Raw genomic sequence first — 14,805 nt, 5'->3', positions numbered from 1 at the left:
AGCGGACTTATAAATCCACCCAACCAAACAAGTCAACACACCCTTCGTCAAAAAACTGACATTTTTATCAAACAATTGATTTTATTAGGTAGTTTCGTGTTTTTAACGGGAACCGGAGAAAAAGGCGGCCTTCATGTCGCGACTGGCCCTGTTCCAGGAAACATGCAATAGGAACGGACGAGAGTTTCAGAAGACTTGAGGCGTCTAACGCCTCTTTATAAAGCCAAGAATTGGAGAGCCCGTGCGCATTCTCGATGAAGCCGTCATTTCCGAGCTGCCGAATTATTACCGTGGCAAGGTGCGGGAAAACTACGATCTGCCCGACGGCAACCGCATCATCATATCGACCGATCGCCTTAGCGCCTTTGATCGTATCCTCACCTGCATACCTTATAAGGGGCAGGTATTGACCCAGACGGCACGGTACTGGTTCGAACAAACGAAGGATATTTGTCCGAACCACGTCGTGAGCTATCCCGACCCCAATGTCGTCATCGGCAAGCGGCTGGACATATTGCCGGTCGAGGTGGTGGTTCGCGGTTATCTTGCCGGCACCACCGGCACGTCCATCCTGACCCTTTATAAGAAGGGCGAGCGGCAGATGTACGGCATGAGCCTGCCCGACGGGATGAAGGACAACCAGATTCTGCCCGAACCGGTGATCACGCCGACAAGCAAGGCCTTCGATGGCGGTCATGACGAGCCGCTGACACCGGCCGAGATCGTGGAGAAGAAACTGCTGACGCAGGAGCAATGGGACACGCTTTCCCGTTACGCGCTGGCGCTGTTCAAGCGCGGACAGGAAATTGCCGCGAAACAGGGCCTCATTCTCGTCGACACGAAATATGAATTCGGGACGGATGAAAATGGCACAATCATTCTGGCCGACGAAATCCACACGCCCGATAGCAGCCGCTACTGGATGGCCGACAGTTATGACGAAAGCTTCCGCAACGGAACACGGCCGGCAAGCTTCGACAAGGATTTCGTGAGGGCCTGGGTCGCCGAACGCTGCGACCCTTATAAGGATGACGTTCCCGAAATTCCGCAGGACCTCGTCTTGCAGACTTCGAAGGTCTATATTGATGCTTTCGAGCGCATCACCGGACAAAGCTTCGTTCCCGACGATAGTGGCGAGACGCCGCTTGCAAGAATACGCCGGAATCTGGAGCCGTTCTTCCCCGGAGTCTGACCGTGAGCAAAACGATCGAACAGGCGAGAAAGGACGACAGGAAGAATGACCGTCCTGTCAAGCGCCGGCCTCGCCGTTCCGCCGAGGAAACGCGGCGGGACATTCTCGCCAAAGCAGAAGAGCTTTTCCGGGAACGTGGTTTCAATGCGGTGGCGATTGCCGATATCGCCGCGGCGCTCGGCATGTCTCCCGCCAACGTCTTCAAGAATTTCAGCTCGAAAAACGCGCTCGTCGATGCGATCGCCTTCGAGCAGATCGGCGCATTCGAGCGGGGCATCCAGCCGCTGGATAAAAGCCACGCGCCGCTTTCGAGACTGCGCCATCTCGCCCGCACCCTGATGGAACAGCACCACCAGGATCTAAACGACAATCCCTACATATTCGAAATGATCCTGATGACGGCCAAGCAGGACATGAAGTGCGGTGACTATTATAAAGCCGTCATCGCCAACCTGCTCGCTGACATTATCCGCGACGGTATCGACGCGCGAATCTACGCGCCGGCCGAGATTTCTCCCCTGGCGGAAACCGTGCTCCACGCACTGACAAGCGTGATTCATCCCGTCCTCATTGCCCGGGAAGATATCGGCAATTTAGCAACACGTTGCGATCAACTCGTCGATTTAATCGATGCGGGATTGCGCAATCCGCTTGCTAAGTGACGATTCCCAATTTACGTCACCTTCTCGCAATTGCTTGCGAAGCGCAAAAGCCTGCGCTTCTATGCGCTTGGCGGTCCGGACAGAATGAGCGAATCGGGTCCTTCCAAGGCCTTCGCCTGTCGTGTCTGTTTCCGGACGCGCATCCGCCGAGCGACATTGCGCTTATAGTTGAATGCGATCGATACGCAGGGAAGAACAATGAGCCGACGTATTTTACCCCTATTTGCTTCTCTGTGTGTGACCGCGCTTCTGGCGGGCTGCAGCGACGGCGGCGAGAGCAGCCAGAACGCCGCCCAGAGCGCCGAGCGTCCGCCGTCTCCGGTCAGCATCATCCTGATGAAGACCAGCGAATATCCGTTGACCACCGTTCTGCCCGGCCGCGCCAGCGCGTTCCAGACAGCGGAAATCCGCCCGCGCGTCACCGGCATCATCCGCGAAATTCCCTTCAAGGAAGGCAGCGAGGTCAAACAGGGTGATATTCTCTACCAGATCGAGGACAATACCTATCTGGCGGAAGTAGCGCAGGCCAAGGCAAACGTGGCGAAGGCGGAAGCAAGCATTCCGAGCGCCCAGGCGAACCTTGCCCGTTACGAGCGGCTGGTCAACAGCGGCGCGACGCAGATCGAATATGAAAACGCCAAGGTGACGCTGCTGCAGGCGCAAGCCGATGTGGCCCAGACCAAGGCGGCGCTGGAAACGGCGGAAATCAACCTCGATCTCACCAAGGTCCGCGCCCCCTTCGACGGCATCACCAGCGCAACCGCTTTCAGTATCGGCAACGTGGTGACGGCCAACCAGACAACGGCTTTGACGACGCTGCGCCGCATCGATCCGATCTATATCGATCTGATGGAATCCAGCATCAATCTTCTGCGTCTGAAAAAGGCGATCTCGTCGGGCCAGCTCGGCGGCGACACGAAGGAGACCGGCATTCACCTGACGCTGGAAGACGGCACGGAATACAAGCATGACGGCAAGATCGACATGTCGGACATGGCCGTGAGCGAAACCACGGGCACCTTCTCCATCCGCGCCCTCTTCGAAAACCCGGACGATCTTCTGCTTCCCGGCACCTATGTCCGCGCCACGCTGACCATCGGCAAGGAAAAAGGCTTCCGCATTCCGCAGCGCGCCGCGAGCCGGAACGCCAATGGCGAACTGACAGCGAAATTCGTGACGGCGGAAAACAAGGTGGAAACCCGCACTTTCCCGTCCAGCCAGCAGTCGGGCAATGCCTGGCTGGTGACGGAGAACGTCAAGGATGGCGACAAGCTCATCGTCGACGGTTTCCAGTGGATTGCCGACGGTGCGACGGTCGCACCGGTTGAAGTGACCATCGACGATCGCGGTATCGTCGTTCTGCCGCAGCAAGCTCAGCCTGCCGCCGCCCCCTCGAAATAAGCATGAGCACGAAACCCTCGGTCGAAGCTCGTAAAAGGTAAGGCAGGACTGCCATGGCCCATTTCTTCATCCGGCGCCCCGTGTTTGCATGGGTTATCGCCATCGTCATCATGCTGGGCGGCGCCCTTGCGATCTGGACGCTCTCCATTTCGCAATATCCCGATATCGCACCGACGACGGTACGCGTCAGCGCGACCTATAATGGCGCGAGCGCCGAGACAGTCGAAAAATCGGTGACGACCATTATCGAGGACGGCATGACCGGCCTTGACGACCTCACCTATATGACCTCGTCGTCCTCGACGGGCAGCGCCGAAGTGACGCTGACCTTCGGCAATACCATCCTGCCGGACATCGCGCAGGTTCAGGTGCAGAACAAGCTGCAACTTGTTCAATCGCAACTGCCCGACACCGTGCAGCAACAAGGTCTTCAGGTCAGCCGATCCACATCCAGTATTCTGATGGTTGGCGCGCTGATCTCAACCGACGGCAAGCGCAACTCCGCCGATCTCGGCGACGTGTTCTCCTCGCGTGTCGAAGACCAGATCAAGCGCCTCGAAGGCGTGGGCAGCATCAACGTCTTCGGTTCCGAATATGCGATGCGCATCTGGCTGGACCCGTTCAAGCTCAATAAATACCAGCTGACCACGGCCGACGTGACCAGCGCCATCGAGAGCCAGAACACCCAGGTTTCGGTCGGTTCGCTTGGCGCGGTGCCCGCCGTCAAAGGTCAGCAGCTCAACGTGACCGTGACGGCGCAGAGCCAGCTCACCACCGTTGCCGATTTCGAATCGGTCATCCTGAAAGTCGAGAAGGACGGCGCAACCGTTCGCCTGAGCGACGTGGCCCGCATTGAAATCGGCCAGGAAACCTATGGCGGCGATTCCCGTTCAAACGGCCGTCCTTCGGCCGGTTTCGCGGTCAACCTCGCCACGGGCGCCAACGCACTCGATACGGCAGCGCGCGTAAAGTCGGCGCTTTCCGCTGTCGAAGGCTCGCTGCCCGAGGGTGTTTCGATCGAATATCCCTATGACACGACACCCTTCGTGAAGCTGTCGATCGAGAAAGTGGTACACACGCTGATCGAGGCGATCATCCTTGTCTTCGTCGTGCTGCTGGTGTTCCTGCAAAACCTCAGAGCCACCTTCATTCCGATGATCGCGGTTCCCGTCGTACTTCTCGGCACCTTCGGCGTCCTTGCGCTGACAGGATATTCCATCAACACGCTCACCATGTTCGCCATGGTTCTGGCCATCGGCCTTCTCGTCGATGACGCTATCGTCGTCGTCGAAAACGTCGAACGAATCATGTCGGAAGAGGGCTTGTCGCCCGTCGAGGCGACCGAAAAGTCGATGGGTGAAATCACCGGCGCGATCATCGGCATCGCGCTCGTGCTCACCGCCGTGTTCATTCCGATGGCCTTCTTCGGTGGATCGACGGGCATCATCTACCGTCAGTTCTCGGTCACCATCGTTTCGGCCATGCTGCTTTCGGCGGTGGTCGCCATCGTTCTGACGCCGGCGCTCTGCGCCACGATGCTGAAGCCGATCGACCATCACAAGAAGCAGCGCGGACCGGGCGCGTGGTTCAACCGCGGCTTCGGCAAGACGACGGATGGTTACGTCTCCTCCATTGGCTACCTGCTGAAACGGCCTCTCCGCGTGATGATTATTTTCGCGATCGTGATCGGCGGCTGCGCCTGGTTCTTCAGCAAGCTGCCCAGCTCGTTCCTGCCGCAGGAAGATCAGGGCGTACTGCTGACGATCATCCAGACGCCGACCGGTTCGAACATCGAACGCACCAACGAGGTGGTGAAGCAGGTCGAAAGCTACTTCCGTGAAAAGGAAGCCGCCAATGTCGAATCGGTTTTCGGCGTTCTCGGCTTCAGCTTCAGCGGTTCGGGCCAGAACAACGCCATCGTCTTCACCAAGCTCAAGGATTTCGCCGAGAGAACGGCACCCGACCAACACGCCGGCACCATCGTGCAGCGTGCGATGGGCACCTTCTTCGGTTTCCGCGATGCTCAGGTGTTCCCGCTTCTGCCGCCGGCAATTCAGGGCATGGGCACATCGAGCGGTTTCTCGATGTATCTCGTGGATAGCGGCCGCAACGGCACCGAGGCATTGACCGCCACGTCCAAGGAGCTGATCGCGCTTGCGACCAGCAATCCGAAGGTCAGCTCGCTCAGAAGCGACAGCCAGGACAACGAAACGCAGATGAAGATCATTCTCGATCAGGAAAAGATGGGAGCCATGGGCGTCGATCTTTCCTCCGTGAACCTGATGCTTTCGACGATCTTTGCCGGCCGGGATGTTAACGACTTTACGCTGAACGGCGAGCTCAAGCCCGTTTATGTTCAGGGTGATGCACCCTACCGCATGCAGCCGGACGACCTGAAGTTCTGGTATGCCCGCAATACCAGCGGCGAGATGGTGCCTTTCTCTTCCTTCAGCGAAGTGAAATGGATCAATGCTCCGCCGTCTCTCGCCCGCTTCAACGGCACGGGCGCGATCTCGCTCGAAGGCACCGCCGGTGCAGGCGTCGCATCCGGTGACGCCATGGACGAGATGGAACGGCTGACGGCAAGCCTGCCGGGCGGCTACACCGTGGCGTGGCAGGGCATCTCCTATCAGGAACGCCTTTCCGGCTCGCAGGCGCCGATGCTCTATGCGCTCTCGGTGCTGATCGTCTTCCTTTGCCTTGCCGCCCTCTATGAAAGCTGGTCGATCCCCTTCTCGGTCATCATGGCCGTGCCGGTGGGCGTCCTCGGCGCATTGACCGCGGCGCATTTCTTCGGCCAGTCGAACGACGTCTACTTCAAGGTGGGCCTGCTGACGACCATCGGCCTTGCGGCGAAAAACGCGATTCTGATCGTCGAATTCGCCAAGGAAAGACAGGAGCATGGACTAAGCCTGATGGAAGCGACGCTGGAGGCGGCGAAGCTGCGCCTGCGTCCGATCATCATGACGTCGCTGGCCTTCATCCTCGGCGTCGTGCCTCTCGCAATCGCAACCGGAGCGGGTTCTGCCGCTCAAAATGCAATCGGTATCGGGGTGCTGGGTGGTATGCTTTCTGCAACACTGCTCGGAATTTTCTTCGTTCCGTCCTTTTTCGTCATCATTCGTCGCCTTTCAAGGCGTTAACAAAACAAAAATGGGCTGTGCCAACCGTTAATACGCTGCTAGAAATGTTGCCGATTTGGCAAATGCACGTTTCTACGGCATATCGACCGCGCAGCCCATTTGTCAGCAAGCCGCGCTCGGTAAGCCAACCAGAGAATTGGGAAAATTACATGCTGTCTATTCGCGCTACTCTTCCCCTGACAATGCTGCTGCTCTCAGGCTGTGTTGTCGGGCCCGACCACAAGACGCCGGAAATCCAATTGCCGGGAAAGTTTGCGGAAGCCGGAAAAACCAGTAATGGCGACATCAGCAGCGTTGCGTGGTGGACAGCCTTTAACGATAGCCGCCTCAATGGTTACGTTTCCACTGGCCTCAGCCAGAACCTGACCGTGATGCAGGCGATCGAGCGCATCAATCAGGCGGAAGCCCAGGTTATCTCGGCCGGCGCAGGCGGTCTGCCGAGCCTGACGGCTAACGGCAGCCACACGACCAGCGAGACCAAGGGCAGCTACCGTGATGTTCCCGTCACCAACGTGTCCTCAGGCAGTCTCAGCGTCTCCTGGCTGCTTGACCTCTTCGGCCGCTATCGCCGCGCCACGGAAAGCGCCAATGCATCGCTCGATGCCGCTTACTCCACCGTCGATGTTCAGCGCCTGACGCTGATTTCCTCGGTCGCCGCAGCCTATATCGATGTTCGTTATTATCAGGAACGCCTGGCGATTGCCCGTCAGAACCTGGCTTCCCGCCGCGAAACGCTGGACCTGACCAAGCTGCAGCTTGAAGCGGGCGCGGCCTCCCGTCTCGATGTCGTCCAGTCCGAAGGTCTGGTCAACTCGACGCTGTCCGACATTCCGGGCCTCGAAACCAACTTCCGCAAGGCGGCGCATCGCATCGCCACGCTTCTCGGCCTGCCGGCCTCATCTCTGATTTCCGAGTTGCAGAAGGGCGCACGCCAGCCGGTTGCCCGCAGCATTCCGCGCACCGGCATTCCGGCCGATCTCATCCGCAACCGTCCGGACATTCGTGTCGCCGAACGCAATCTTGCCGCCGCAGTTGCCTCAATCGGTGTCGCGGAAGCCCAGCTCTATCCCAGCATCGAGCTCGGCGGCTCGATCACGCCAAGCTACAATTTCCTGAGCGGTGGCGGCAGGGGAACGGCCAATAGCTGGTCCTTCGGTCCGAGCCTCGTACTGCCGATTCTCGATGGCGGCAGCATCCGCGCCAATATCGATCTGGCCAATTCCCAGGCGCGTGAAGAATATCTCGTCTGGAAGCAGACGGTGCTGACCGCTGTGGAAGAAGTCGAAAACGCTCTGGCCGCCGTTACCCGCGATCAGCGCACGGCCGATGCATTGCGCAAGACCGTGGCGTCCTATCAGGAAGCGTTGCAGCTTTCGACGGCCAGCTACCGCGACGGCGCCTCCTCGCTGCTCGACGTTCTCGATGCGCAGCGCCAGGTTTCCACTGCGCAGGCAAGCCTTGCACAGGCTGTTCAGCAGACCGCGCAGGACTACGTCTCGCTGAACGTGGCGCTCGGTGGCGGTTATGCCGTTGGCCAGACCACGGCTCCGAAGAAGGCGCCAGGCCCGACCCGGACTGCGGCAAAGGCCATGTAAGACACGCCGCGAGGCAAAGAAAAAGCCCGCGTCTCGACGCGGGCTTTTTTATTATTCGTGACACAAAAAAAGCACCGGTCTCCCGGTGCTTTTGTCTAACAGGCCCGTCAGGCTCAGTTCTTGGCGCGCTCGACGTAGGAATTGTCTTCCGTCGCGATGACCACGCGGATACCGGCATCGATATGCGGCGGCACCATGGTGCGGATGCCGTTGGAAAGAATAGCCGGCTTGTAGGAAGAAGACGCCGTCTGGCCCTTAACGACCGGTTCGGTTTCCGTGATTTCCAGCGTAACGTGGCGCGGCAGTTCGACGGCCAGCGGATTGCCTTCATGAATGGAAAGAATGCAGGTCATGCCTTCCTGCAGATAGGCCTTCTGATCACCCATGGTTTCGGCGTCGACCACAACCTGATCGTAGTTTTCCGGGTTCATGAAGTGGAAACCTTCGCCATCTTCATAAAGGAACTGGAAGTTGAGGTCTTCAACGAAAGCGCGCTCGACCTGCTCGGTGGTGCGCCAGCGCTCGGAGACCTTCACGCCGTCAACGATGCGACGCATGTCCACCTGCGTGACCGGCGTGCCCTTGCCGGGGTGAAAGTTCTGCGCGGTAAGAACGACGTAAAGCTTGCCGTCCACGTCGAGAACATTGCCCTTGCGGACGGATGAGGCGATAACCTTGACCATATGACTTCCTTGTAACTCGATGAAATGCGTCGTAAAGGACTGCGCGGCAGCACCGGCCCCGGCAGACGTTTTGTCTTTTTTCTGGGGCGCAACTACCTTAAATCCGCACGAATTGCCAGCCTTCTACAGCAATTCGCGGAAGAGTGCCTAGCGGTTTTCCGCCCGGAATAGCTTTAAATGACGCGATAAGGCGTTTTGCGGGCCGTTTATCCGCAATTGGGCGCCGCAGAGAAGACGGAAAAGAACAGAGAATGCGCGCAAGCAACGAGACAATGTCGCCATGGTGGACGCCGGACGTTCACGCCGACCGCCGCGCATTTCTCATTGGGCGCAATGCGATCCAGTCGGCTTTTCGCGGCCATTTCGCCAGCGCCGATTTTCTTGAGATCGACACCGCGACATTGCAGATTTCCCCCGGCAACGAGGCGCATCTGCATGCTTTCTCCACACAGGGCCTGACGCCGGCCGGCGACGCCGTGCCGCTTTATCTGCACACCTCGCCTGAATTCGCCTGCAAGAAGCTGCTCGCCGCCGGTGAAAAACGCATCACCTGTTTTGCCCATGTTTACAGAAACCGGGAACGAGGCCCCCTGCATCATCCGGAATTCACCATGCTGGAATGGTACCGGGTCGGCGAAACCTATGAGAGCCTGATGAAGGACAGCGCCAATCTTCTGGCGCTGGCAGCCGAAACCACAAAGACGAAGAATTTCACCTATCGCGGCCGCAACGTTGATCCCTTCCTCGAACCGGAGCGGGTAAGCGTCGCCGAAGCCTTCGAGCGATATGCGGGCGTGGACCTGCTGGCCACCATCAGCCGAAACGGTGAAACCGACGCTCGCCATCTTGCAGCGAACCTCACCGATGCCGGCATCCGCGTGGCCGATGACGATACCTGGGCGGATATGTTCAGTCGCGTCATCGTGGAGCGGGTGGAGCCGGAGCTGGGTTTCGGCAGGGCGACCATTCTCGATGAATATCCGACCTGTGAGGCGGCCCTTGCCCGCAAGTCACCCAAGGATGCGCGGGTGGCGGAGCGTTTCGAGCTTTATGCCTGCGGCGTTGAACTCGCCAATGCCTTCGGCGAATTGACGGACGCCACCGAGCAGAGGCGGCGTTTCGAAATGGAAATGGCCGAGAAGCAGCGGGTTTACGGCGAAACCTATCCGCTGGACGAGGATTTTCTGGCCGCGCTGGCAATCATGCCGCCGGCAAGCGGCATAGCGCTCGGTTTCGACCGGCTGGTGATGCTGGCAACCGGCGCGCCCCGTATCGATCTCGTCATGTGGGCCCCAGTCGCGGAATATGGACGATGACAGGGCTTGAGACCATCAAGACAGCCGAAGCACTTCTCGAAGCGGGGCTTATCGAAGCCGAAACGCTCGAGACGCTGCGCACGGTGACGCAACGTTACGCGCTCGCCATCACGCCATCGATTGCCGGGCTGATCGACAGCCGCGACCCGCAGGATCCCATCGCCCGACAATTCGTTCCTGATCCGGCCGAACTCGTTCATCTTCCTGAAGAACGGGACGATCCGATTGGCGACGACGCGCACAGCCCCGTCCACGGCATCGTCCACCGTTATCCCGACCGGGTGCTTTTAAAGGCAGTGCATGTCTGCCCCGTTTATTGCCGCTTCTGTTTCCGCCGGGAGATGGTCGGACCGCAGGGCAACGGCATGATGAGCCCGGCGGAACTTGACGCCGCATTCGGCTATATAAAGGCCAATCCCGCCATCTGGGAGGTCATCCTGACCGGTGGCGATCCGCTGGTGCTTTCCCCACGGCGCTTGTCCGACCTGATGACGCGCCTGAAAGACATACCGCATGTCAAGATCGTCCGCTTCCATACCCGCGTGCCGGTGGTCGATCCCGACCGTATCGACGCGGCGCTGATCGATGCGCTGAAGGCCAGCGGCAAAACCACCTATGTGGCCCTGCACGCGAATCATTCCCGGGAACTCGGCGAAGCCGCAAGACAGGCTTCGGCACGCCTGATCGACGCCGGCATCGCCATGGTCAGCCAGACGGTCCTTTTGAAAGGTGTCAATGACGACCCGGCGGTTCTTGCCGAGTTGATGCGCGCCTTTGTCGAGACCCGTATCAAGCCTTATTACCTGCATCATCCCGATCTTGCGCCCGGCACGAGCCATTTCCGGCTGACGATAGAAGAGGGGCAGCGAATCGTTTCCGCTTTGCGGGGGCATGTCTCCGGCCTTTGCCAGCCGACCTATGTTCTCGACATTCCCGGCGGCCACGGCAAAGCGGCAATTGGCAGAAATGCGGCCGAAAAGACCCGCGATGGCTGTTATTCCGTTTCAGATTTCAACGGAAACGATCATATTTACCCACCGCCAGCCACCGGCAGCGATTAAAAAATACATAAAAAGCCTGCTACAGTGGGCTTTTCGCGACGGCGGCCAACGAAAACAAAAATTTCACATTTCCGCCCCTCTCCTGTCATCATAAAGAAAAATATTCTACCTATAACAATCAGCATTGATTTTAGTGCTGGTCTGGATTATCAGTGTGGAACTGGAGAACGAGTCTCCTGATTCCGGGCCAACACCAATACAGGGAGTGTGTCATGTCAAAACATATCAACATCAACGCAATCCTTGGTTTTGAGTCCTGGAACGCTGGATTTAAATCCACGTGTTCCCGCTGCTGTCGAATGTGACTTAACGGTCTCAATTTCCTGAAAATCAGTTCGACAACATGCTGTGTGAAGTAGCCACAGCGGGAGTATATCTATGCAGAAGCAAGTTATTGAATTCGCTGGCGAGCCCGTCGGCATCGTCATCCCGGATAATGACCGGTTGAAGTTCATCGCGGTGAAGTTCCACGTTCACGACCTGGACGAACAGAAGTTCGACAGCGCCGACGACGTGCGGATTGCGATCCGCGATCTCGTGCGCAACCGGAATCTGGCCGCGGTCGCCTGATGCGGGAAAACTTTCGTCCGCTCACAGAACCGTCAAAATCAGAGCGCGCCAAATATCGGACCCCGAACAGCGGCCCGATGGCGCGCTCTTCTCTTGCATGTCTTGCACGATGATAATCCGGCTGCCTGCATCGCGCCGGCCGTAGATCGCCAAATCGCTCTGAAGAATAGAGCACGGAAGCGCCCCACCCGCTTCCCATCGTCAGACAGAAAACATTCCAGCAGAATCAAAGTGGTGTATGGCGCCCTGCAAAATGGCACTCGTCGGACTTTACCCCGCCGCCATGCATGTATCGTCAGATAGGCTGCATCAAAACGCGGTAAAGGTCAGCGTCGTCAGCGAACGCACGATTCCCGGAATATTGACGATATTCTGGTTGATGAACTTGCCGATATCTTCTTCCTGCGGCAGATAGATTTTCAGCAGCAGATCATATTCACCGCTGGTGGAATAAAGCTCGGAAACCAGTTCCGTTTTATAGATGGCGTCGGCGACATCATAGGTCTTGCCGGGCTCACATTGAAGCTGAACAAAAATGGGCTTCACGGACATCTCCCGTATTTGAACTTTCGGTGCATGGCTGCTCGCGCCACGCGTCATGGCGCACTATTGGCTGAGCAGCGTCCGTCTTGCAAGACCGCTTACCGGTTTACGCCGAAAACTCCCCGGTCCTGCCGTTCGCGCCGCTTGCCGCCTCGGAAACGATCCACCGCCGGAAACTCTCAAGCGGTGCATAACCGGCGCGATCCGGCATGCAGGCGAGATAATAGGCTTCCTCGCTCTCCACTTCCCCCGCAACAGCCGCGACCAGACGACCGCTTCGCAACTCCTCCTCGATCATGAAAGAAGGAATGAGCGACGCCCCGACCCCTGCGCTCGCGGCCTCGGCAATCGTCGTAAACTGATCGAAAAGCATGCCATGCACATTGTCGAAACCAACGTCGTGGCTGCGAAACCATTGTTCCCAGGCATCAGGCCGTGTCGTCATGTGCAGCAACGGGACATGCAGCAGATCGTCCGGCTTTGAAAGTCCGTGTCGCGCCTTGAAGGCGGGGCTACATACCGGAATGACCTTTTCATGCATCAGGAAAACCAGCTCGGTGCCCGGCCAATGCGGCAATCCGAAATGGATCGCCGCATCGACTGTATCGGTGCGGAAATCGAACAACGATGACCGCGTCAGAAGATTGACCGAAACGCCGGGGTGTCTGGCGATGAAATCGGGAAGGCGCGGCACGAGCCAGCGCGTGCCGAAGCTCGGCAGAGCCCCGAGGTTGAGCGTGCCGCCATCCGGATTGGCGCGCAGGTTGAGCGAGGCAGTCGATATGCGCCGCAACGCCTCGCGGATTTCCCGCGCATAGCCCTCCCCCGCCCTTGTCAGCCGGATCGTCTGCCGTTCGCGCAGGAACAGCGCCACGCCAAGCTGCTCTTCGAGCGCCAGGATTTGACGGCTGACCGCACCCTGCGTCAGCCCCAGTTCCCTCGCAGCGGCGGTGACGCTGCCCGTCCGCGAAGCGGCTTCGAAAGCCGCCAGCAGCGAAAGCGACGGCAGAAAACGGCGTGGCGGCAGGACCATATTCCCTCACGGAATGAACTCTTGACGATATGTCGATATTCAACAGGAAATACCGCTTGTAAAGTCTTATAAACAAGGGCTTGTCACTCATACGAAGAACAAATGAACTGGCCCGGAACATGGTGGAACGATGTATAATGACCCCCGCTCGCACGGCCTCTGGGAAAAGACCGCGCCGCAGCCGCCCGTAACGCCCGCCTTGCAGGGCGCAGCGGTTGCTGATGTCGTTGTCGTCGGAGGTGGCTTCACCGGCCAGTCCACCGCCCTTCATCTTGCCGAACGCGGTGTGGATGTCGTTCTTCTCGAAGCAAGGGAAATCGGTTTCGGCGGCGCAGGCCGGAATGTCGGCCTCATCAATGGCGGCATGTGGGTCATGCCGAAAGAGCTACCCGGCGTGCTGGGCGAGGTTTACGGCGAGCGGCTTCTCGACCTTCTGGGCAATGCCCCGCTTCTCGTGCGTGAACTGGTGGAAAAACACGCAATTCCCTGCGAGATCGAAACAAACGGCACGCTCCATTGCGCCGTCGGAGAAAAAGGGCTCGCCGAAATCCGTGAGCGCTGCGAACAATGGGCAGAAAGAGGCGCACCCGTCCGCATCCTCGATGCCGAAGAGACAGCGAGACGCACCGGCAGCACGGGCTATTCCGGTGCGCTTCTGGATACACGCGCCGGTACGATACAGCCGCTCGCCTATGTTCGAGGCCTTGCCGCAGCCGCCCAGAAAGCGGGCGTGCGCCTGCACACGGAAAGCCCCGTTGTAGCGACCGAACGCAGCAACGGGAAATGGGTGGTCAAGACGCCGCAAGGGTATGTAATCGCCAACTGGATCGTTGTGGCCACCGAAGCCTATAGCACCGGCCCATGGCAGATCGTTCGCGATGAACAGGTCTACCTGCCCTATTTCAATTTCGCGACCAGACCGCTCGGCGACAACCTGCAAAAGAGCATCCTGCCTGGTCGTGAAGGCTGCTGGGATACGAAGGAGATTCTCTCATCCTTCCGCATGGACAAAGCCGGCCGACTGGTCTTCGGCAGCGTCGGCGCCCTGCGCGGCACCGGAGCCGCCATTCATCGTGCCTGGGCGAAGCGCTCGCTGAAGCGGCTTTTTCCGCAGCTCGGGGATACGGAATTCGAATGTGAATGGTACGGCCAGATCGGCATGACGGACAATGCCGTTCCACGGTTTCACAAATTCGCTGAAAATGTCGTCGGCTTTTCAGGCTATAACGGCCGCGGCATCGCGCCGGGCACGGCCTTTGGCAAGGTCATTGCGCAGCATATTCTCGGTGAAATTGCTGAAGCCGAATTGCCGCTGCCTTTGACGGAGCAGAAAGCGCAGGCTTTCCGGACGGTGAAGGAAGCCTATTACGAGGCAGGCGCACAGATCGCCCATTTCGCCGGCGAGCGTTTTTGATCGGACACAGAGCCGCTTCAAGGAACGACGTCATCCTTGGGCTTGTCCCAGAGATCTAATCACATTCAATAAAATGAAGACGTTGCAGATGCGCGGGACAAGCAACCGTGGATCTACTGTGCGAATGCCGGGTCTGATCGAGCGATTGCGTTGAGGATTGTGATGAGCTTTCGCACGGTTGCGATGATGGCG

Annotated in this window: 12 protein-coding genes; 9 read left to right on the top strand and 3 right to left on the bottom strand. The window is 58.6% G+C overall.

What is annotated here, in order from left to right:
• Window positions 1-241: 241 nt before the first annotated feature.
• The 5 genes from ACQZ5N_RS25965 (at window position 242) to ACQZ5N_RS25945 (ending at window position 7,993) form a co-directional block, all read left to right on the top strand.
• Window positions 242-1,192: a phosphoribosylaminoimidazolesuccinocarboxamide synthase gene (locus ACQZ5N_RS25965; RefSeq protein WP_448734527.1), complete on the top strand. Its 951-nt coding sequence runs from the start codon at window positions 242-244 to the stop codon at window positions 1,190-1,192.
• Window positions 1,193-1,194: 2 nt separating this feature from the next.
• Window positions 1,195-1,854 (top strand): TetR family transcriptional regulator, encoded by a 660-nt coding sequence (locus ACQZ5N_RS25960; protein WP_448734526.1) that lies wholly within the window; start codon window positions 1,195-1,197, stop codon window positions 1,852-1,854.
• Window positions 1,855-2,052: 198 nt separating this feature from the next.
• Window positions 2,053-3,255 carry an efflux RND transporter periplasmic adaptor subunit gene (locus tag ACQZ5N_RS25955; RefSeq protein WP_059760011.1) on the top strand — a complete coding sequence of 401 codons (1,203 nt, stop codon included), beginning with the start codon at window positions 2,053-2,055 and terminating at the stop codon, window positions 3,253-3,255.
• 53 nt (window positions 3,256-3,308) lie between these two features.
• Window positions 3,309-6,398, top strand: coding sequence for an efflux RND transporter permease subunit (locus tag ACQZ5N_RS25950; protein ID WP_174057407.1), 3,090 nt, complete (start codon window positions 3,309-3,311; stop codon window positions 6,396-6,398).
• Between the two features lie 149 nt (window positions 6,399-6,547).
• Window positions 6,548-7,993, top strand: a complete 1,446-nt coding sequence (locus tag ACQZ5N_RS25945) for an efflux transporter outer membrane subunit (protein ID WP_059760009.1) — start codon at window positions 6,548-6,550, stop codon at window positions 7,991-7,993.
• Between the two features lie 113 nt (window positions 7,994-8,106).
• Here the strand turns inward: ACQZ5N_RS25945 and efp are convergent, their stop codons facing one another.
• On the bottom strand, window positions 8,107-8,676 hold the full coding sequence (efp, locus tag ACQZ5N_RS25940) for an elongation factor P (protein ID WP_003504809.1): 570 nt from the start codon (window positions 8,674-8,676) through the stop codon (window positions 8,107-8,109).
• 251 nt (window positions 8,677-8,927) lie between these two features.
• Between efp and epmA the strand changes: the two genes are divergently transcribed.
• The 3 genes from epmA to ACQZ5N_RS25925 all read left to right on the top strand — a co-directional run bounded on the left by epmA (window position 8,928) and on the right by ACQZ5N_RS25925 (window position 11,623).
• On the top strand, window positions 8,928-9,992 hold the full coding sequence (gene epmA, locus ACQZ5N_RS25935; RefSeq protein ID WP_174057408.1) for an EF-P lysine aminoacylase EpmA: 1,065 nt from the start codon (window positions 8,928-8,930) through the stop codon (window positions 9,990-9,992).
• The gene (locus tag ACQZ5N_RS25930) at window positions 9,989-11,053 is read left to right on the top strand and encodes a lysine-2,3-aminomutase-like protein (RefSeq protein WP_174057409.1); all 1,065 of its coding nucleotides are present in this window, start codon (window positions 9,989-9,991) and stop codon (window positions 11,051-11,053) included. The genes epmA and ACQZ5N_RS25930 overlap by 4 nt, the downstream gene beginning before the upstream one ends.
• Window positions 11,054-11,431: 378 nt before the next feature.
• On the top strand, window positions 11,432-11,623 hold the full coding sequence (locus ACQZ5N_RS25925) for a hypothetical protein (RefSeq protein ID WP_003492264.1): 192 nt from the start codon (window positions 11,432-11,434) through the stop codon (window positions 11,621-11,623).
• Between the two features lie 309 nt (window positions 11,624-11,932).
• On the opposite strand, the gene ACQZ5N_RS25920 is transcribed toward ACQZ5N_RS25925, so the two are convergent.
• Window positions 11,933-12,169, bottom strand: coding sequence for an Lrp/AsnC ligand binding domain-containing protein (locus tag ACQZ5N_RS25920; RefSeq protein WP_003521320.1), 237 nt, complete (start codon window positions 12,167-12,169; stop codon window positions 11,933-11,935).
• A 103-nt stretch (window positions 12,170-12,272) separates the two neighbouring features.
• Complete coding sequence (locus ACQZ5N_RS25915) at window positions 12,273-13,199, bottom strand: LysR family transcriptional regulator (RefSeq protein ID WP_174057410.1); 927 nt, start codon at window positions 13,197-13,199, stop codon at window positions 12,273-12,275.
• A 130-nt stretch (window positions 13,200-13,329) separates the two neighbouring features.
• Between ACQZ5N_RS25915 and ACQZ5N_RS25910 the strand changes: the two genes are divergently transcribed.
• On the top strand, window positions 13,330-14,613 hold the full coding sequence (locus ACQZ5N_RS25910; protein WP_448734525.1) for an NAD(P)/FAD-dependent oxidoreductase: 1,284 nt from the start codon (window positions 13,330-13,332) through the stop codon (window positions 14,611-14,613).
• The last annotated feature ends 192 nt before the right edge of the window (window positions 14,614-14,805 follow it).

The organism is Agrobacterium sp. 22-221-1 (assembly GCF_053522445.1).
Note: the sequence above shows the minus strand (reverse complement) of the source record. Positions and strands in the feature narration are given on the sequence as shown.